The 18,934-nt window shown below is 71.0% G+C and carries 19 protein-coding genes and 1 tRNA gene; 5 read left to right on the top strand and 15 right to left on the bottom strand.

Annotation, left to right across the window (positions count from 1 at the left end; all coding sequences use genetic code 11):
* Positions 1–59: 59 nt before the first annotated feature.
* A tRNA-Tyr gene (locus AC6F7H_RS10270) sits at positions 60–141 on the bottom strand.
* A 253-nt stretch (positions 142–394) separates the two neighbouring features.
* Here AC6F7H_RS10270 and AC6F7H_RS10275 point away from each other — a divergent pair.
* Positions 395–883: a YajQ family cyclic di-GMP-binding protein gene (locus tag AC6F7H_RS10275; protein ID WP_109381551.1), complete on the top strand. Its 489-nt coding sequence runs from the start codon at positions 395–397 to the stop codon at positions 881–883.
* A gap of 151 nt (positions 884–1,034) precedes the next feature.
* Here AC6F7H_RS10275 and AC6F7H_RS10280 read toward each other — a convergent pair whose 3' ends face one another.
* Positions 1,035–1,301, bottom strand: a complete 267-nt coding sequence (locus tag AC6F7H_RS10280; RefSeq protein ID WP_109381552.1) for a GlsB/YeaQ/YmgE family stress response membrane protein — start codon at positions 1,299–1,301, stop codon at positions 1,035–1,037.
* A 137-nt stretch (positions 1,302–1,438) separates the two neighbouring features.
* Between AC6F7H_RS10280 and AC6F7H_RS10285 the strand changes: the two genes are divergently transcribed.
* Positions 1,439–2,698, top strand: coding sequence for an APC family permease (locus tag AC6F7H_RS10285; protein ID WP_500756673.1), 1,260 nt, complete (start codon positions 1,439–1,441; stop codon positions 2,696–2,698).
* A gap of 68 nt (positions 2,699–2,766) precedes the next feature.
* Here AC6F7H_RS10285 and AC6F7H_RS10290 read toward each other — a convergent pair whose 3' ends face one another.
* The 13 genes from AC6F7H_RS10290 to AC6F7H_RS10350 form a co-directional block, all read right to left on the bottom strand.
* Positions 2,767–3,333, bottom strand: coding sequence for an SMI1/KNR4 family protein (locus tag AC6F7H_RS10290; RefSeq protein ID WP_500756675.1), 567 nt, complete (start codon positions 3,331–3,333; stop codon positions 2,767–2,769).
* 117 nt (positions 3,334–3,450) lie between these two features.
* On the bottom strand, positions 3,451–3,846 hold the full coding sequence (locus AC6F7H_RS10295; RefSeq protein ID WP_500756676.1) for a YccF domain-containing protein: 396 nt from the start codon (positions 3,844–3,846) through the stop codon (positions 3,451–3,453).
* On the bottom strand, positions 3,843–4,706 hold the full coding sequence (htpX, locus tag AC6F7H_RS10300; RefSeq protein WP_500756677.1) for a zinc metalloprotease HtpX: 864 nt from the start codon (positions 4,704–4,706) through the stop codon (positions 3,843–3,845). The genes AC6F7H_RS10295 and htpX overlap by 4 nt, the downstream gene beginning before the upstream one ends.
* A gap of 261 nt (positions 4,707–4,967) precedes the next feature.
* Complete coding sequence (locus tag AC6F7H_RS10305; protein ID WP_500756678.1) at positions 4,968–6,467, bottom strand: NADH-quinone oxidoreductase subunit N; 1,500 nt, start codon at positions 6,465–6,467, stop codon at positions 4,968–4,970.
* A complete protein-coding gene (locus AC6F7H_RS10310) occupies positions 6,464–8,062 on the bottom strand; it encodes a complex I subunit 4 family protein (protein WP_500756679.1) in 1,599 nt (532 codons plus the stop codon). The genes AC6F7H_RS10305 and AC6F7H_RS10310 overlap by 4 nt, the downstream gene beginning before the upstream one ends.
* A gap of 6 nt (positions 8,063–8,068) precedes the next feature.
* On the bottom strand, positions 8,069–10,063 hold the full coding sequence (locus AC6F7H_RS10315; RefSeq protein ID WP_500756681.1) for an NADH-quinone oxidoreductase subunit 5 family protein: 1,995 nt from the start codon (positions 10,061–10,063) through the stop codon (positions 8,069–8,071).
* Positions 10,060–10,458, bottom strand: coding sequence for an NADH-quinone oxidoreductase subunit NuoK (gene nuoK, locus AC6F7H_RS10320; RefSeq protein ID WP_109381559.1), 399 nt, complete (start codon positions 10,456–10,458; stop codon positions 10,060–10,062). Before nuoK ends, AC6F7H_RS10315 begins: the two co-directional genes overlap by 4 nt.
* Entirely contained in the window at positions 10,458–11,039 is a 582-nt protein-coding gene (locus tag AC6F7H_RS10325) for an NADH-quinone oxidoreductase subunit J family protein (RefSeq protein WP_500756682.1), read from the bottom strand. Before AC6F7H_RS10325 ends, nuoK begins: the two co-directional genes overlap by 1 nt.
* Positions 11,036–11,668 carry a NuoI/complex I 23 kDa subunit family protein gene (locus AC6F7H_RS10330; protein WP_500756683.1) on the bottom strand — a complete coding sequence of 211 codons (633 nt, stop codon included), beginning with the start codon at positions 11,666–11,668 and terminating at the stop codon, positions 11,036–11,038. The genes AC6F7H_RS10325 and AC6F7H_RS10330 overlap by 4 nt, the downstream gene beginning before the upstream one ends.
* Positions 11,669–11,670: 2 nt before the next feature.
* On the bottom strand, positions 11,671–12,639 hold the full coding sequence (locus AC6F7H_RS10335; RefSeq protein WP_500756685.1) for a complex I subunit 1/NuoH family protein: 969 nt from the start codon (positions 12,637–12,639) through the stop codon (positions 11,671–11,673).
* Complete coding sequence (locus tag AC6F7H_RS10340) at positions 12,639–13,835, bottom strand: NADH-quinone oxidoreductase subunit C (protein WP_500756686.1); 1,197 nt, start codon at positions 13,833–13,835, stop codon at positions 12,639–12,641. The genes AC6F7H_RS10335 and AC6F7H_RS10340 overlap by 1 nt, the downstream gene beginning before the upstream one ends.
* Positions 13,832–14,563 carry an NADH-quinone oxidoreductase subunit B gene (locus AC6F7H_RS10345; RefSeq protein ID WP_500756688.1) on the bottom strand — a complete coding sequence of 244 codons (732 nt, stop codon included), beginning with the start codon at positions 14,561–14,563 and terminating at the stop codon, positions 13,832–13,834. Before AC6F7H_RS10345 ends, AC6F7H_RS10340 begins: the two co-directional genes overlap by 4 nt.
* Complete coding sequence (locus tag AC6F7H_RS10350) at positions 14,554–14,976, bottom strand: NADH-quinone oxidoreductase subunit A (RefSeq protein WP_500756690.1); 423 nt, start codon at positions 14,974–14,976, stop codon at positions 14,554–14,556. The genes AC6F7H_RS10345 and AC6F7H_RS10350 overlap by 10 nt, the downstream gene beginning before the upstream one ends.
* A gap of 165 nt (positions 14,977–15,141) precedes the next feature.
* On the opposite strand from AC6F7H_RS10350, the gene AC6F7H_RS10355 reads away from it, so the two are divergent.
* From AC6F7H_RS10355 to AC6F7H_RS10365, 3 genes are all read left to right on the top strand, one after another.
* Positions 15,142–16,347: a sensor histidine kinase gene (locus tag AC6F7H_RS10355; RefSeq protein WP_500756691.1), complete on the top strand. Its 1,206-nt coding sequence runs from the start codon at positions 15,142–15,144 to the stop codon at positions 16,345–16,347.
* A gap of 144 nt (positions 16,348–16,491) precedes the next feature.
* On the top strand, positions 16,492–17,877 hold the full coding sequence (locus tag AC6F7H_RS10360) for a sensor histidine kinase (RefSeq protein ID WP_500756692.1): 1,386 nt from the start codon (positions 16,492–16,494) through the stop codon (positions 17,875–17,877).
* A gap of 253 nt (positions 17,878–18,130) precedes the next feature.
* Positions 18,131–18,802 (top strand): response regulator transcription factor, encoded by a 672-nt coding sequence (locus AC6F7H_RS10365; RefSeq protein ID WP_500756693.1) that lies wholly within the window; start codon positions 18,131–18,133, stop codon positions 18,800–18,802.
* Positions 18,803–18,934 lie beyond the last annotated feature (132 nt).

Consider the following 18,934-nt stretch of genomic DNA (forward strand, 5'->3'; position numbering starts at 1 on the left):
GATAAGACGAAGACCCCCTCCACACCGCGTTTCCGCAGTCCGGAGGGGGTCTCCCCTTGTGGCGGCGCCAGGATTCGAACCTGGGAAGGCTGAGCCGGCAGATTTACAGTCTGCTCCCTTTGGCCGCTCGGGCACACCGCCAAGATTGCCGCTTCGAACCGCCTTGCGGTGGCGCTCCGTGGCAACGACGTAAACGATACCTGATGAGCAGGGGTGCTTCGCCACCCGATTGATCGCCGCCCGGAGGCCCGGGGGGTGACTAGGCTTGTGCGGATGGCGGCCCGGGACCGATGCCGGGCCCGAGGGCCGCCCACGTATGCCGGTAGCCGGTACGCATCCGGGTCGCAGCCCGATCGCGGCCCGATACGGACCCTGATACAAGGAGCCACAGGACATGGCCGACTCCAGTTTCGACATCGTCTCGAAGGTCGAGCGGCAGGAGGTCGACAACGCCCTCAACCAGGCCGCCAAGGAGATCTCGCAGCGCTACGACTTCAAGGGCGTGGGTGCCTCGATCTCGTGGTCCGGGGAGAAGATCCTCCTGGAGGCGAACTCCGAGGACCGGGTGAAGGCTGTCCTCGACGTCTTCCAGTCCAAGCTGATCAAGCGGGGCATCTCACTGAAGGCCCTGGACGCCGGCGAGCCGCAGCTCTCGGGCAAGGAGTACAAGATCTTCGCGTCGATCCAGGAGGGCATCTCCCAGGAGAACGCGAAGAAGGTGGCGAAGCTCATCCGCGACGAGGGCCCCAAGGGCGTGAAGGCCCAGGTGCAGGGCGAGGAACTGCGAGTCAGCTCCAAGAGCCGTGACGACCTGCAGGCCGTCATCGCCCTGCTCAAGGGACAGGACTTCGACTTCGCCCTGCAGTTCGTCAACTACCGCTAGGCGGAAGGGCCATGGGCGTGGGGATGGGTGTGGGCTCTCGCCGGTGACGTCCGTGGTCGACGCGTGCGCCTCGCGCACCGCGTGTGTGAGGAGGGCGGGCGCCTTGGTGCGCCCGCCCTCCTCGTCCGTCGGCCGGGATTCCGGAGCGCGGTCAGTTGCGTGAGTGGCCGAACAGGAGGCGGTACGCGACCAGGAGGACCAGTGAGCCGCCGATCGCGGCGGCCCAGGTGGCGCCGTCGTAGAAGTCCTTGGTGATCGGGTGGTCGAGCCAACGGGCCGAGATCCAGCCACCGATGAACGCACCGGCGACGCCGATCAGGGTCGTGCCGATGAAGCCGCCCGGATCGCGGCCCGGCAGCAGGAACTTCGCGATCGCTCCGGCCAACAGTCCCAGAATGATCCAACTGATGATCGTCATACCGTGAACCCTGCCCTCTCTCGCCGTGCTCTCACCTGCCCCGACCGGTGCTTCCGGTCCAGGTGTTCGTGCTGTCTTGGTGCGTAGGACGACGCGCATATATGTGACGGTTGCTGTGGTCAGTAGGGTGCGATCCCATGACTGCCCACTCCGGTTCCGAACTGCGCCGCACGCTCGGCGTGGGCGACGCCGTCGTCATCGGTCTCGGCTCCATGGTGGGGGCCGGGATCTTCGCCGCCCTGGCGCCCGCCGCACAGGCAGCCGGATCCGGGTTGCTCCTCGGGCTCGCGCTCGCCGCCGTGGTCGCCTACTGCAACGCCACGTCGTCGGCCCGCCTCGCCGCCCTGTATCCGGCCTCCGGCGGCACCTACGTCTACGGGCGGGAACGGCTGGGGGAATTCTGGGGTTATCTCGCGGGCTGGGCGTTCGTGGTCGGGAAGACCGCCTCCTGCGCGGCGATGGCACTCACCGTCGGCGCGTACGTCTGGCCGGGCCAGGCTCACGCCGTGGCGGTCACCGCCGTCGTGGCGCTGACCGCGGTGAACTACGGCGGCGTGCAGAAGTCGGCGTGGCTGACCCGGGTGATCGTGACCGTGGTCCTGGCTGTCCTCGCTTTCGTGGTCGTCGTGTCCCTGACTTCGTGGCAGGCCGATACCGGGCGCCTGACCGTCGGGGCGTCGGGCGGCGTGGGCGGGGTGCTCCAGGCGGCCGGCCTGCTGTTCTTCGCCTTCGCCGGGTACGCCCGGATCGCGACCCTCGGTGAGGAGGTGCGGGACCCGGCGCGCACCATCCCGCGTGCGATCCCGCTGGCACTGGGTATCGCACTGGTCGTGTACGCGGCTGTCGCGATCGCCGTCCTTTCGGTGCTGGGAGCAGAGGGACTGGGCGACGCCGGGGCGCCGCTGGCCGACGCGGTGCGGACGGCCGGGGCCGCGGAACTGGCGCCGGTGGTACGGGTGGGGGCGGCCGCGGCCGCGCTGGGGTCACTGCTCGCCCTGATCCTGGGCGTCTCGCGGACCACACTGGCCATGGCCCGGGACCGGCATCTGCCGGGCTCCCTGGCCGCCGTCCATCCCCGGTTCCAGGTGCCGCACCGGGCGGAGCTGGCCGTGGGAGTGGTGGTCGCCGTCCTGGCCGCGACGGTGGATGTGCGGGGTGCGATCGGGTTCTCCTCCTTCGGGGTGCTGGCGTACTACGCGGTGGCCAACGCGTCGGCCTGGACTCTTCGTCCGGAGCCGGCGGCCCGAGTGCTGCCTGCTCTCGGACTGGCCGGGTGCCTGGTCCTGGCGTTCTCACTGCCCGGGGTCTCCGTGGCCGTCGGCGCGGGAGTGCTGGCGGTTGGTGCGGCGGCCTACGGGGTGCGGCGGTGGCGTGGGTGGGGGGCCGCCGGGCGGTAGGGCACCACGATCAGGGCGAGTACAGCGAGTACGGCAGTGCCCACCGCCCCGCGGTCGGCCGGAGTCGCTCAGGACGTGTGCGCCGCCGTCACACGGTGGGAGTAGTCCGCCCACAGGGCGAGGTCCGTCCCCTCGTTCTCCTCCTCGTACCAGCCCGTGCCGTCGATCCAGGAGCGCAGCCAGTCCGCGAGGCCCGGGGCGTCGACGAACCAGGCGTGGTCGGGGTCGTCCGTGTTGGGCTCGAAGAGGAGGACGGTGGCCTGTGGGGAACGGCAGTCCACACACGCGTACATCCCGCAGCCCCAGTGGGATATCGGCAGCACGCCCTCGGGCCAGGGCCAGTCGGGATCCTCACGGCCGCTCTCGCGGTTGGCGAGGTACTGGACGACGGCGGCGGGTTCGTCGGACGGCGGACCGTCCAGCAGGGACAGCAGGCCGTACTCGGGGCCGAATCCGCCGTCCGCCGTCCGCAGGTAGAGCTCGGCGAGCAGTGGGGGCAGCTCGAATCCGAGGGCGGCTTCGGCTCGGGCCAGTATGGCCGCGTCCACGGGCTCGGGGAGGGTGGGCCGGCCCCACGGGCGGGTCTCGCGGGCCTTGGCCGCCACTTGTGTCAGCAACTGCTCGTGCTCGGTCATGCGTTCATCATGCGGGCCGGCACTGACATCCGGGGCGGCCTGTGGACAACCTCCAGGTTGTGGACATCCGGTTCGGCTTCCCGTCCGGCCCGCTCCCCGCCGTACCGCCCCACCGATCTACAGGCGGGCCGAGAACGGCTGGTCGGTCCGTACGATCTCGCGGCCCAACGGGAGCAACGAGACGGGGATCAGCTTGAAGTTGGCGATGCCCAGCGGGATGCCGATGATCGTCACGCACAGGGCGATACCGGTGGCGATGTGGCCGAGGGCCAGCCACCAGCCGGCGAGCACCAGCCACAGCACGTTCCCGATGCAGGAGGCGGCGCCGGCGTCCCTGCGCTCGACCGTCGTGTACCCGAAGGGCCAGAGGGCGTAGACGCCGATACGAAAGGCAGCCAGGCCAAAGGGGATGCCGATGATCGTGATGCACAGGAGGACGCCCGCGAGCAGGTAGGCGAGGAACAGCCAGAAGCCGCTCAGAACGAGCCAAATGATGTTCAGGATGGTCTTCACTGCGGGCGACCTGCCATCTTCTCGAGTCGGGCGATGCGTTCGGCCATGGGCGGGTGGGTGGAGAACATCTTCGTGATTCCCTGCCCCGGGCGGAACGGGTTCGCGATCATCATGTGGCTGGCTGTCTCGATGCGGGGCTCGGGCGGCAGGGGAAGCTGCTTGGTGCCCAGTTCCAGTTTGCGCAGTGCGCTGGCGAGGGCAAGGGGGTCGCCGGTCAGCTGGGCGCCGGAGGCGTCGGCCTCGTACTCTCTGGAGCGGCTGATGGCCAGTTGGATGAGGGAGGCGGCGAGCGGGCCCAGGATCATGATCAGCAGCATGCCCAGGAGGCCGGGGCCGTCGTCGTCGTCGGAGCGGCCGACGGGGATCAGCCAGGCGAAGTTGACCAGGAACATGATCACGGAGGCCAGGGCTCCGGCGACCGAGGAGATCAGGATGTCGCGGTTGTGGACGTGGCTGAGTTCGTGGCCGATGACGCCGCGCAGTTCGCGCTCGTCCAGCAGGCGCAGGATGCCTTCGGTGCAGCACACGGCGGCGTTGCGCGGGTTGCGGCCGGTGGCGAACGCGTTCGGCGCCTCGGTCGGGGAGATGTACAGGCGTGGCATGGGCTGGCGGGCCTGGGTGGAGAGCTCGCGGACCATGCGGTACAGCCCCGGGGCCTCGAACTCGCTCACCGGGCGGGCGCGCATCGCGCGCAGGGCGAGCTTGTCGCTGTTCCAGTACGCGTAGGCGTTGGTGCCCAGGGCGATCACGACGGCGACAATGAGCCCCATGCGGCCGAAGAAGCTGCCGATGACGATGATGAGCGCGGACAGTCCCCCGAGGAGAACCGCGGTCCTGAGCCCGTTGTGCCGGCGGTGCACGCTGCGTCCTCCAAGTCGTGCGGCGGGGGGACCCCGGTTCGCTGATCTTCCTTCTGACCTGCGAGGGCCCCGGGTGTCCTGACCTCACGTCCAGTGGACCCTCCCGTATTCGTCAACGCCAGGCGGGGGGCTCTGGTTCCCTTGTGCGCGCGGTGGCGCGTGTAAACCGTCCGGGTGACGGCGACTGTGACGACGGCTGTGACGCCGTACTCGCCGCTCGGTCCGGTGGCCGAAACCGGTGGTCTCCGGGCGCCCGGAGCGTCAGAAGAGGCTGGTGTCGGTGAGGCGCAGGATCAGCTGGGGCGCGCCGGACAGTGCGATGCCTAGGACTCCGGTGAGGGTGATCGCAGCGGTGAGCGGAACCGGGAAGCGGTGCTCGGCCGGTTCGCCCTCGGGGGCGCGGAACAGCAGTGCCGTCCACTGGAGGTAGTAGACCAGGGCGATGACGACGTTGACGGCCATGACGACGGCGAGCCAGCCGAGTCCGGCGTCGACGGCCGCGGAGAAGACGGTGACCTTGGCGAAGAGGCCGATGATGCCGGGCGGGAGTCCGGCGAGGCACAGCAGGAAGAAGGCCAGGAGCAGGGCGGTGAGCGGGGTGGCGGCGTACAGGCCGCGGTAGTCGGAGACCCGGTTGAGGGATCGCGTGCGGCCGACGAGGGCGGCGACGGCGAAGGTTCCGAGGTTCACCGCGCCGTACATGAGGGCGTAGGCGAGCGTGGAGCCGATCGACTTCTCGGCGTCGCCGGAGTACGCGGCGGCGGCGATCGGTACGAGGAGGTAGCCGGCCTGGCCGACGGAGGACCAGGCGAGGAGGCGTACCGCGCTGTACGCGCGCGTGGCCTGCTGTCCGAGGGCGCCGACGTTGCCGACGGTCATGGTGAGGGCGGCCAGCACGGCGAGCGCCGGGCCCCAGACGTCGGCGTACGACGGGAGGGCGACGACGGTGACGAGGATCAGGCCGGTGAAGCCGACCGCCTTGCCGATGACGGACAGGTAGGCGGCGATGGGCAGGGGGGCTCCGACGTAGGTGTCGGGCACCCAGAAGTGGAAGGGGACGGCGGCCGTCTTGAAGGCGAAGCCGACGAGGGTGAGGACGACACCGGTCTGGGCGAGCGTGTGGAGCTGTCCGTCGACGGTCTGGACGCGCTCGGCGACCAGGGTGAGGTGGAGGGTCCCGGTGGCGGCGTAGAGGAAGCTGATGCCGAGGAGGCTGACCGCGGTGGCGGTGACGGAGGACAGGAAGAACTTCAGGGCCGCTTCGGACGACTTCCGGTTGCCGTGGCGGAGGCCGACCAGGGCGAAGGCGGGCAGGGAGGCGACCTCCAGGGCGACGACGAGGGTCGCGAGGTCACGGGCGGCGGGCAGGAGGGCGGCGCCCGCGGCGGAGGACAGGAGCAGGAACCAGTACTCGCCCTCGGGGAGCCGCTTGTCGGCGTCCTTGAGGACGGTGGCCGACAGGAGGGCGGTCAGGAGCGCGCCGCCGAGCACCAGGAACTGGATGACGAGGGTGAAGCGGTCGGCGGTGTAGCTGCACACTCCGGGGTCGCCGACCAGGCAGAACGTGCTGCGGTCGGCGTCGAGGAGGGGCAGCAGCATGAGCGTGGCGGCGGCGAGTCCGGCGACCGCGAGCCCGCCGAGCAGCTGTTTCCTGGCCTCGCTGACGAACAGGTCGGTGACGAGGACGACGAGTCCGACGACGGCCGCGATGGTGGGCGGTGCGATGGCCAGCCAGTCGACGGACTGGACGAGGGAGCTCATCGGGTGCCTCCTGCGAGGAGCTGCTGCACGGCCGGGTCGGTCAGTCCGATCAGGGCGCCGGGCCACAGTCCGGTGACGACGGTGAGGACGACGAGCGGGGTCCAGGCCGCGAACTCGTAGCCGCGGACGTCGGGAAGGGCCGGGGCGTGCTGCGGCTTGGCGCCCATGCAGACCCTGCGGACCACGATCAGCAGGTATGCGGCGGTCAGCAGGGTGCCGAAGGCGCCGATCGACATGAAGGTGAGGAAGGCGGGGCGGCTGAGCCCCGCGGCGGGTTCGAAGGCGCCGAAGAGGGCCAGCATCTCGCCCCAGAATCCGGCGAGGCCGGGCAGGCCGAGGGAGGCGACGGCACCGAAGGCGAGCAGTCCGCCGAGGCGCGGTGCCCTGCCGTAGAGGGCGGCGCCGGCCGCTGGGGCGTGCCGGTCGGGCGACGGGCGGGCCAAGGTGTCGAGGTCGACGGTGCCGGTGCGCTCCTTGAGGGCGCCGACCAGGAAGAAGAGCAGGCCGGTGACGAGGCCGTGGGCGATGTTGGCGAACAGGGCGCCGTTGACACCGGTCGGGGTCATGGTGGCGATACCGAGGAGGACGAAGCCCATGTGGCCGACGGAGGAGTAGGCGATGAGGCGTTTGAGGTCGCCCTTGGCGCCTTCCTTGGCGAGGGCCAGGCAGGCGAGGGACCCGTAGATGATGCCGACGACGGCAAAGGCGCCGAGGTAGGGCGCGAAGGTGCGGAAACCGTCCGGTGCGACGGGGAGCAGGATCCGTACGAACCCGTATGTGCCCATCTTCAGCAGGACGCCGGCCAGCAGGACCGAGCCGACGGTGGGGGCGGCGGTGTGGGCGTCGGGCAGCCAGCTGTGCAGCGGCCACATCGGGGCCTTGACCGCGAGCCCGATCCCGATCGCCAGAACGGCGATGACCTGCACGGATACGGTCAGTGACCGGCCGTTGTCAGTGGCGAGTGCCACCATGTCGAATGTGCCCGCCTTGATTCCGATCAGGAGCAGGCCGAGCAGCATGACCACGGAGCCGAGCAGCGTGTAGAGGATGAACTTCCAGGCGGCCTCGGCCCGGCCTTCGCCGCCCCAGCGGGCGATGAGGAAGTACATCGGGATCAGGACCATCTCGAAGGCGAGGAAGAAAAGGATCAGGTCCAGGACGGCGAAGGCCGCGAGGGTGCCGGATTCGAGGACGAGCAGCAGGGCGACGAATGCCTTCGGGGACGGGCCCGCGGGCGGTTTGAAGTAGGTGTACAGCGCGCTGAGGAAGGTCAGCAGCGCGGTCAGGACCAGAAGGGGGAGGGAGATGCCGTCGGTGCCGAGGTGGATCCGTACGTCAAGTGCGGGGATCCAGGTGATGTCGGTCGTGGCCTGCATCTTCGACGGCTGGTCGTGGTCGAAGCCGAGCGCGAGGACGATCGCCGCGATGAGGACGGCGCCGGTGACCGTCACACCGTGCCGGAGCACGGCCTGGTCGGGTGATGTGCCCTTGAGTCCGGGCGGAGCAGGCAGGAGAGCGGCGGCGGCGCCGAGGAGCGGGCCGACGACGAGGAACGCCAGAAGGAACTGCATCACGGACTCACTGATATCGATCACGTCTGCTCACGCTCCCGTCGCGGCGAGGACGACGGCGACCGCGAGGACGACGGTGCCGGCGAGCAGCGCGCTCACATAGGTCTGCAGATTGCCGGTCTGGGCGCGTCGTACGGCGGTTCCGAGCCACCGGGGCAGCGTTCCCGCTCCGCGTACATAGGTGTCGACGACCTCACGGTCGAGGAACCTGACGAGAGAGGCCGCGGCCTGGACGGGGCGGACGAAGAGGGTCGTGTACACGGCGTCGAGGTGGAAGCCGACGGCCGCGTGGCGGTGCAGCGGGCCGAGCAGCAGCCGTCCGGGGTCCGAGGGGTCCGGTGCGTACGCGATGTCCCCGTAGGCGGGTTCGTGACTGGCGACGGCCTCCGCCTCGACCTGCCCGGCGTCGCCGTGCGGGTGGGCGGCGACGGCACCGAGGGGGATGCGGGCGGCGTATGCGGCCGTGTGGCGCCAGGTGGCATAGGTGACGATGCCGCCGACCAGGGCCACGCCCGTGCCGAGCACGGAGGTGGTGAGGGTCGGGGTCAGGTCGTGGCCGCCGAACCAGTCAGGCAGCGCGCGGAAGGCGAAGCCGCCGAGCGCGAGGGACGGGACGGCGAGCACCCACAGCACGGCGGTCATGGTGAGGGGCTGCCTGCCGTGGTCGGGGGCCTCGGTGCCGTGTCCGCGGAAGGCCAGTAGCCACAGGCGCACCGCGTACGCCGCGGTGAGCAGGGCGGTGGCCAGGCCGGCGAGGAGGACGATCCAGCCCGCGGCGGTGGGGGCCTGTTCGGTGTGGCCGGTGACGACGTGTTCGGCGGCTCCGAGGACGGCCTCCTTGGAGAAGAAGCCGCTGAACGGCGGGATCGCGGCGAGCGCGAGGAGCGCCACGGTCATCGTCCAGTAGGCGTCCGGGACGCGGTCGCGCAGGTGGCTCATGCGGGACATGGCGGCCAGCGAGTTGGTGCCGGCGGCGTGGATGATCACGCCGGCGGCGAGGAACAGGAGCGCCTTGAAGGCGCCGTGGGACAGGAGGTGGAAGACGGCGGCTCCGCGGTCGCCGAGGGCGAGTGCGCCGGTCATGTAGCCGAGTTGGCCGATCGTCGAGTAGGCGAGGACCCGTTTGATGTCGTCCTGGGCGAGAGCGGCGAGCGCCGACCCGGCCATGGTGACGGCGGCCATGACGGCGAGGACGGTCATCGCGGCCCGGGATGCCTCGAAGAGCGGGAGGAGACGGGCGACGAAGTAGACACCGGCGGCGACCATCGTCGCGGCGTGGATCAGCGCCGAGACGGGGGTCGGGCCCGCCATCGCGTCGGGGAGCCAGGTGTGCAGCGGGAACTGCGCCGACTTGCCGGCCACGCCCGCCAGGAGCAGCAGGGCGATCAGCGTGGGGTGTTCGATGCCACCGTTCGCGACGGCGCCGAGGATGCGGGTGATGCGGAACGACCCGGCGTCGGTGGCCAGGGCGAACAGGCCGATGAGGAAGGGGACGTCGCCGAGCTTGGTGACCAGGAATGCCTTGAGGGAGGCGGCGCGGGCCTCGGGGGTCTCCCAGTAGTGGCCGACCAGGAAGTAGGAGCAGATGCCCATGACTTCCCAGCCGACCAGCAGCACCATCAGGTCGCCGGAGTAGACGACGAGGAGCATCGCGGAGGTGAACAGGGAGACGAGAGCCGCGTAGGAGGGATAGCGCGGGTCGTCGCGGAGGTAGCCGGTCGAGTAGATCTGCACGCAGGTGGCGACGACACCGACGAGCACGGCGGTGAGGGCGGCGAAGCCGTCGATGTACAGGGCGAGTTCGATGGGGACCGAACCGGTGGGGGTCAGCTCGGTGGCGGCGTCGACGGCCTGGCCGCCCCCCTGGCGCGCGGCGACCGCGGCGGCCAGCACGAGGGAGGCGACGGTCGGCAGGACGGCGAGCGGGCGGACGAAACCGGGGGCCGTGCGGCCCAGGAGCAGTCCGGCGATCGCGCCGAGGAAGGGAAGGAGGGGGACGAGGACGGCGAGGGTGGTCGTGGTCACGCGGTGGCCTCAGCCTTCGTGACGGCCGCCCGGGTCGTGGGGGCGTCGGCGTCGCTGTCGGGGTCGTCGGGGTCGTGGCCCTCGGCGGTGTCGCGGAGCTTGTCGATGTCCGCGGTCCCGCGGCTGCGGTGGACGGCGAGGACGATCGCCAGACCGATGCCGATCTCGGCGGCGGCGATGGCGATGGTGAACAGGGCGAGGGCCTGACCGGAGTGCAGGGTCTCCTCAGCGGCCTTGCTGAGCCAGACGTCGAAGGCGACCAGGTTCAGGTTGACGGCGTTGAGCATCAGCTCGACCGACATGAGGACCAGGATCGCGTTGCGGCGGGCGAGGACTCCGTACAGGCCGGTGCAGAACAGGAGGGCGGACAGTACGGCGGGATAGGCGAGGTGCATCAGCGGCTCCCCTCCGTGTCGCCCGGGGTGCCCGCCCTCGCCCTGCGGGAGAGGACGATCGCGCCGACGAGGGCGGCCAGGAGGAGGACGGAGAGGGCCTCGAAGGGGAGGACCCAGTGCTGGAAGAGGCTCGCGCCCGTCACATCGGTGGAGCCTGCGGGCGCGCCGTCCAGATCGATCCAGGTGGTGCGGAAGGCATCGACGACGACCCAGACCAGGGCGGCAGCGGCGGCGACGGCCACGGCGAGGGCGACCCAACGGTTGCCGGAGTCGGCGTCCGGGGAGCGGCCGATGGGGGCTCTGGTGAGCATCAGACCGAACAGCAGGAGGACGATGACCGAACCCACGTAGATGAGGACCTGCGCCCAGGCGATGAACTCGGCCGTGAGCAGGAGGTATTCGACGGCGAGTCCGCCGAGGGCCACCACCAGCCACAGGGCGGCGTGCACCAGCTGCCTGGTGGTGACGGTGACGACGGCGGCGCCGAAGGTGACCAGGCCGACGAGGAGGAAGGCGATCTCCACACCGGTCGGGGAGAGGAAACCCTGCGAGGCCGTGCCGGCGGCTGCGGCGAGGGTCACGGCTCCTCCCCCTTCGGCTCGGTCGGGCCGGCGGTCGGCGGCCCGGTCTGCGGATCGGTCTGCGGATCGGTCTGCGAGTCGGTCTCCGCGGCTGCCTGGGTGGCGGCCAGTTTGTCGGCCGTCTTGCGGGCAGCGGCGAGTTCCTTCGGTTCCTCGGCGGCTGGGTCGAGGGCCGGCGGGGCCGGGACCGTCCACATCCACTCACGGAGCTTGTCGCGTTCGTGGGTGAGTTCGCGGATGTCGGTCTCGGCGTACTCGAACTCGGGTGACCAGAACAGGGCGTCGAAAGGACAGACCTCGATGCAGATACCGCAGTACATGCACAAGGAGAAGTCGATGGCGAAGCGGTCGAGGACGTTGCGGCTGCGGTCACGGCCGCCGGTCGTCGTCGCCGGGACGGTCTCCTTGTGGGAGTCGATGTAGATGCACCAGTCCGGGCACTCGCGGGCACACAGCATGCAGACCGTGCAGTTCTCCTCGAACAGACCGATCACACCGCGGGTGCGGGGCGCGAGGTCGGGCTGGGTGTCCGGGTACTGGCCGGTGACGGACTTCTTCGTCATCGTCCGCAGGGTGACGGCCAGGCCCTTGGCCAGGCCGGAGCCGGGGAAGCCGGAAAGGGAAGCCATGGCTAGGAGATCACCACCTTGACGACGCCGGTGAGGGCGATCTGGGCGAGGGCGAGGGGGACGAGGAGGGTCCAGGAGAGTTTCTGCAACTGGTCCTCGCGCAGCCGGGGATAGGTGACACGGAGCCAGATGACGACGAAGGCGAGGACCGCGGTCTTCAGCAGGGTCCAGACCCAGCCGAGGCCGTCGGCGCCCCACGGCCCGTGCCAGCCGCCCAGGAAGAGGACGGTGGTCAGGGCGCACAGGACGATGATCCCGGCGTACTCGGCGAGCAGGAAGAGCGCGAACCGCAGGCCGGTGTACTCGGTGTACGCCCCGAAGATGATCTCCGAGTCGGCGACGGGCATGTCGAAGGGCGGACGCTGGAGTTCGGCGAGGCCGGCGACGAAGAAGACGATCGCGCCGACGATCTGCCAGGGCAGCCACCACCACGCGAAGGCGTCGAGGATACCGACGAGCGAGACGGTGCCGGCCGCCATCGCCACCGAGGCGGCGGCGAGCAGCATCGGCAGTTCGTAGGCGAGGAGTTGGGCGGCGGTACGCAGGCCGCCGAGGAGGGAGTACTTGTTGGCGGAGGCCCACCCGGCCATGAGCGAGCCGAGGACACCGACGCCCATCACCGCGAGCACGAAGAACACACCCGCGTCCAGCACCTGCCCGACGGCGCCCTCGCCCGGCCCGATCGGGATGGCGAGCAGGACCAGCAGGTACGGCAGGAGGGCGACGGCCGGGGCGAGTTGGAAGACACGGCGGTCCGCACCGGTCGGGACCACGTCCTCCTTCTGCGCGAACTTCACGCCGTCGGCGATGAGCTGGGCCCAGCCGTGGAAGCCACCCGCGTACATCGGGCCCAGCCGACCCTGCATGTGGGCCATCACCTTGTGCTCGGTCTGCCCGACGATCAGGGGGAAGGTGAGGAAGACGACGAAGACGACCAGGAGTCGCAGGGCGACGTCGAGTGCGTCGTTCACTACGAACCTCCTGAGGGGTCGGGGTCATCGGGGGCCGGGGGGCCCGATTCCGATTTCGGTTCCGAGTCGGGCTCGGGGTCGCCTCCGGGGCGGGGCTCGGAGTCGCGTCCGGGTCGGGTGAAGGCGGGACGGGCGTGGTGCCAGGGTGCGTCCGGGCTGCGCGGTGCGGCAGCGGGCTCGGTGCCCGACTCCCCGGACTCGTCCGGCGCCTCTGTTTCGGTGGGCTCCGGCGGCGACGCCTCGGCGCGCTGGGACGCCGAACCCTCGCTCGCGCTGCGGGCACGACGCGGGGGCCGCGCGGGACGGACGGGAGGCGCGGTCGGCGTCACCGTTTCGGGCTGTGCCGCGGTGTCGGCGGCCGGTGCTTCGGGGGCGGCCCGGCCGGCCCGCTGGCTCGCGGAACCCTCGGCGGCCGAGCGGGTGCGGCGCGGCGACGGTGAGGTCCGGCCCTCGGTCCGGTCCTCGGAGCCACCCTCGGTTCCTGCCGGGTCGGCCTGGCTCGCCGAGCCCTGCGCCGCCGTACGGGTGCGGCGCACCGGGCGTTCGCCGGGAGTGCGTCCCGTGCCGGCTCCCGTCCGGCCCGCGCCGCGGGCAGGACGGGAGGGAGTCTGGGGGAGTCTGCCCTTCAGGGGACCCCATTCGTTCGGGTCGGGGACGCCCGGGGGAAGCATCTGGCGGCGCTTCGGACCGCCGTGCTCGGCACCCGCCGCAGGCTCCCCTGGCTCCTTGGCGCCCGGCCAGGCCTTGGCGACGCGGGCGGCGAGGACGAAGTCCTTGCGCAGCGGGTGGCCCTCGAAGTTGTCCGGCAGGAGCAGGTGCTCCAGGGCCGGGTGGCCGGTGAAGTCGACGCCGAACATCTCGTACGTCTCGCGCTCGTGCCAGGCGGCCCCCGCGTAGACGTCCACGGCGGAAGGCAGCGTCGGGGCGTCGTGCGGGACCGTCGTCCGCAGCAGCAGGCGGCGTACCGGGGAGAGGGCGACGACGTGCGCGGTGACGCACAAGCCCGTGCCGGGCTCGTCGACCGCGCTCAGCCAGTCGAAGTACGTGCAGCCGAGCCGGTCACGGGCGGCCTCCAGGGCGGGAATCCAGGAGGCCGGCGGGACGTCGACGGTCAGGACGTCGTACGACTCCTCGGCCGTGGCCTCCGTACCGAACAGCTCCTCGACGTCGGCGGGGAGCCAGCCGACCGCGGTCACCGGTCCTCCCCCTCGCCGGACGTCGCCGCACCGGACTCCCCCGGCGTCGGCGGCTTCACCAATCCGCTCCGCAGCGCCGCCACCGACGCACCCCGCGTGCCCGGGGCGCCCCGCTCGCCCGCCCCGTACCGCTCTCCCAGCGACTCCCGCGCGATCTTCTCCTGGAGCTTCAGGACCCCCTGGAGCAGCGCCTCGGGCCGCGGCGGGCAGCCGGGAACGTAGACGTCGACCGGGATGATCTGGTCGACGCCCTTGGTGACGGAGTAGGAGTCCCAGTACGGGCCGCCGCAGTTGCTGCACGCGCCGAACGAGATGACGTACTTCGGCTCGGGCATCTGCTCGTACAGGCGCTTCACCGCGGGCGCCATCTTGTCCGTGACCGTGCCGGAGACGACCATCAGGTCCGCCTGGCGCGGCCCCGGCGCGAAGGGGATGACACCGAGGCGGATGAAGTCGTGGCGGGCCATCGACGCGGCGATGAACTCGATCGCGCAGCAGGCGAGGCCGAAGTTGAAGACCCAGAGCGAATAACGGCGGCCCCAGTTGAGGATGACCTTCATCGGCTCGGGGGCGAGTCGGGAGAGCGCGCCGAGCTTCCCCCCGCCCTCGGCGGGAAGTACGGCGGGAAGTACGGCGGGATCCGGCAGCAGCACCGGTTCGGCGCCCGCCCCGGGTGCCGTCCCGGGGCCCGCCCCGATGCCCGTCGGGTTGGCGGGGGTCACGTCCATGTCAGGACGCCCTTCTTGTATGCGTACAGCAGGCCGACGGCGAGAAAGCCGAGGAAGATGAACATCTCCACCAGGGTGGTCGCGCCGTAACCGTCGGCGGCGAAGACGGTGGCCCAGGGGAAGAGGAAGATCGAGTCGACCGCGAAGATCACGTAGAGGAAGGCATAGACGTAGTAGCGGACCTGGGTGTGGGCCCAGCCCTCACCGACGGGGTCGACTCCGCACTCGTACGTCATGAGCTTCTCGGGGGTGGGGACCACCGGCCGCAGCAGGCGTCCCGCACCGAAGGCGACAGCGACGAACAGCACACCGACGACGGCGATCAGCCCGACGACCGAATACGCATGGAAGTACTCCGCCGCGACGTACTGCGAAGCGATCACGGTCGGCTCGACGCCGATCGGTTCCCGCACGTCCGCCCCTCGCTGTCGACGATCTGTACGCACGGGAGTCTAGGCCCTTATAAGGAGGCTGTAAGCAGCCCGTCGCCCCTGGATACGAGAGGTGGGGATTTCCCCCGTGCATCTCAGGGGCCCACCTCATGGCGCGGGTTCCCGCGGCCGGGCACGCTAAGACCCATGACCGATCCTTTCCCCGCTCCCGACGACCGTCCGCCGCCGGCCCGCCTCGCCTACGACCGGCACACCTGGAAGGAGATCGCCCACCTCCTGGCGAACCTTCCGGCGGCGCTGGTGGGCTTCACCTATGTCGTGACCGTGCTGTTCACCGGCCTCGGGCTGACGGTCACGGTGGTCGGGTTCCCGCTGCTCGCGGCCGGTCTGGCGGGCGCGCGGTGGCTGGGCAGGGCGGAGCGGGCACGGGCCAGGGCGCTGCTCGGGGTGCGGGTGGAGGAGCCGAGCCGACTGCCGCTGCGTAGTGCCGGAGGGTTTCTGCCACGGGTGTGGATGGCGTTGAAGGACCCGGTGGGCTGGCGCACGATGCTCTACGGGGCGATACGGCTGCCGTGGGGCATCGTCACCTTCACCGTCACCCTGACCTCGCTGTTCGTGCTGTGGCCAGTGCTGCCGTTCATCGCGCGGGGGCTGGCCAACGCGGACCGGGCCATGGTGCGCGGTCTGCTCTCCCCCTCCGACGAACTGGAGCGGCGCATAGCCGAGCTGGAGTCCGACCGGGGGGTGGTGTTCGACACGGCCGCGGCGGATCTGCGGCGCATCGAGCGCGATCTGCACGACGGGGCGCAGGCCCGGCTGGTCAACCTGGCCATGGGGCTGGGGCTGGCCAAGGAGAAGCTGCTGGAGGACCCCGACGCGGCGGCGTCGATGGTCGCGGAGGCGCACGGCGAGGTGAAGCTGGCGTTGCAGGAGCTGCGGGACCTGGCGCGCGGCATCCACCCGGCCGTGCTGACCGACCGGGGGCTGGACGCGGCCCTGTCGTCGGTCGCCTCGCGCTGCACGGTGCCGGTGAAGGTGACGGTCGATCTCGCCGAGCGGCCGGCCGCGGCCATCGAGGGCATCGCGTACTTCACGGTCTCGGAGCTGCTGCAGAACGTCAGCAAGCACAGCGCGGCGCGTTCGGCCACGGTCGACGTGTGGCGGGCGGACGGCCGGCTGCTCATCCAGGTGGAGGACGACGGCCGCGGGGGCGCGAGTCTGGACGGCGGTACGGGGATCCGGGGTCTCGCGGACCGGCTGGGCGCGGTGGACGGCCTGTTCGTCGTGGAGTCGCCGGAGGGCGGCCCGACGACGGTGACGGCGGAGCTGCCGTGGCGGGACCGCTCAGGCGCCCTCGCCGAGGAGGCGCGGACGGCCCACCCGCGGTCGTAGGCGGAGACCCGCGGTCGTGGGCCGAGAGGGGTGGGGAAAACCCCCCGTCCAAGACTGCGACGTACTCCATGGTCCGCAGACCTGCGGCCCAGCAGTCTGGAGATACGACAGCACCGCCGCCGGACGAGGAGAAGGACGACGCCGATGGCCACGGAGTACGGACAGGGCTACGGGCTCGACAGCACGCCCGCCGGGCATCCCGGGCACCCCGGGAGGGCCGGTGAGCGACGGCGCCGGCTGCCGGCCGTACTGCGGGCCCCGGTCGAGGGACGGGCCTGGCGCGAGCTGGGATATGTACTGCTGAGTCTGCCGATCGGCATTCTGCTCTTCGCCTACGCGGTCACGATGGTGTCGCTGGGCGCCGGTCTGCTGGTGACCTTCCTCGGTGTGCCGGTGCTGGCCGCCGGGCTCGCCGGATGCCGCGGGTTCGGGGCGTTGGAGCGGACGCGGGCCCGGGGCCTGCTGGGCCTGGAGGTGGCCGAGCCGGAGCCGCTGCGGATGAAGCGGCAGGGGTTCACGGCCTGGATGGGGGCGGTGCTGAAAAGTGGCGCCTCGTGGCGGGCCCTGCTGTACGCGGTGCTGCATCTGCCGTGGGCGACGTTCTCCTTCGTCGTCTCGGTGACCGTCTGGACGATCGGCTGGTCGCTGCTGACGTATCCGCTGTGGTTCTGGGTGTTCCCGATGTACGCCGGCCAGGGTGGGATCCAGCTGTACGGCGACGGAGAGCACCGGATCTATCTGGACAACTCCTTCGAGATCACGGTGACCGCGCTGCTCGGGCTGCTGTTCACCATCGCCACGCCGTGGATCGTGCGCGCGCTGACCATGGTGGACCGGCTGCTGGTGCACGGCCTGCTCGGGCCGTCGCGGCTGGTGACGCGGGTGGTGGAGCTGGAGTCGGACCGGGGGGCCGTGTTCGACACGGCCGCGGCGGATCTGCGGCGCATCGAGCGCGATCTGCACGACGGGGCGCAGGCCCGGCTGGTCAACCTGGCCATGGATCTGGGGCTGGCCAAGGAGAAGCTGCGGGAGGACCCGCGGGCCGCGGCGCACATGGTGGACGAGGCGCACGGCGAGGTGAAGACGGCGCTGCAGGAGCTGCGGGATCTGGCGCGCGGCATCCACCCGGCCGTGCTGACCGACCGGGGACTGGACGCGGCCCTCTCCTCGGTCGCCTCCCGGTGCACGGTCCCGGTGCGGGTGGAGGTGGATCTGACCGAGCGCCCGGCGCCGGCGATCGAGGGCATCGCGTACTTCACGGTCTCGGAGCTGCTGCAGAACATCAGCAAGCACGCGCGGGCGACCCGGGCGTCCGTGGAGGTGTGGCGGACGGAGAACCGGCTGATGGTGCAGGTCGAGGACAACGGTGTGGGTGGTGCCGACCTGTCCGATGCGTCCGGGGGCTCCGGACTCGCCGGGCTGGCGGAGCGGCTGGACGCGGTGGACGGAATTCTGGTGGTGAACTCACCGGTCGGCGGTCCGACCCTGGTGACGGCGGAGCTGCCGTGGCGGGCCGAGCGGACGCGATGAGCCGACGGTGAGCGGTGAGCAGCGGCTGAGCTGAGAATGAGGCGCGAACAAGGCACGGCCGAGCAGTGGCCGAGGGCGCCGGGAGCGCCGAAAAAGAACCGGACGGCAGGTGTGCGGGGACGGGCGGTGGGCCCGGCCCCGCACCTTCTCGCGTCACCCCCTCCGCATCGCCCGCCCGATACTGGAATGCTGGTCCCGTCAGCCGGGCCTGCCGTACGGGCGGGCGCGGAGGAGGGGTGGGGGCCGAGAAGTCATGGAGGACAGGGTGCGCGTGGTCATCGCCGAGGATTCAGTGCTGCTGCGGGAGGGCCTGACCCGGCTGCTGACCGACCGGGGGCACGAGGTCGTGGCCGGGGTCGGCGACGGTGACGCGTTGCTCAAGACCATCACCGGGCTGGACGGTCAGGGCGAGCTCCCGGACGTCGTGGTGGCCGACGTCCGGATGCCGCCGACGCACACCGACGAGGGGGTGCGGGCCGCCATCCAGCTGCGCAAGGCGCATCCGGATGTCGGAGTGCTGGTGCTGTCCCAGTACGTGGAGGAGCGCTACGCCACGGAGCTGCTCGCCGGCTCCAGCCGCGGCATCGGCTATCTGCTCAAGGACCGGGTGGCCGACGTGCGTGAGTTCGTGGACGCGGTGGTGCGCGTGGCCCAGGGCGGTACGGCCCTGGACCCGGAGGTGGTCGCCCAACTGCTCGGCCGCAGCCGGAAGCAGGACGTCCTCGCGGGGCTCACCCCGCGCGAGCGGGAGGTCCTGGGGCTGATGGCCGAGGGGCGGACGAACTCGGCGATCGCCCGGCAACTGGTGGTGAGCGACGGGGCCGTGGAGAAGCACGTCAGCAACATCTTCATGAAGCTGGGCCTGTCGCCGAGCGACGGCGATCACCGCCGGGTGCTGGCCGTGCTCACCTATCTCAACTCCTGACCGCAGGTCTGCCCCCGGCCGAACCGCCGGCGAGCGGACGGCGTCCTTCGGAGTGAAGGGCCGGGGGCGGGCAGCCGGACTCGGGGACCGGAGGGAATCCGGGTAAAAGGCGGGACACATCGGCACACCCGG

The sequence above is a fragment of the Streptomyces sp. MMS24-W38 genome (genome assembly GCF_059889265.1).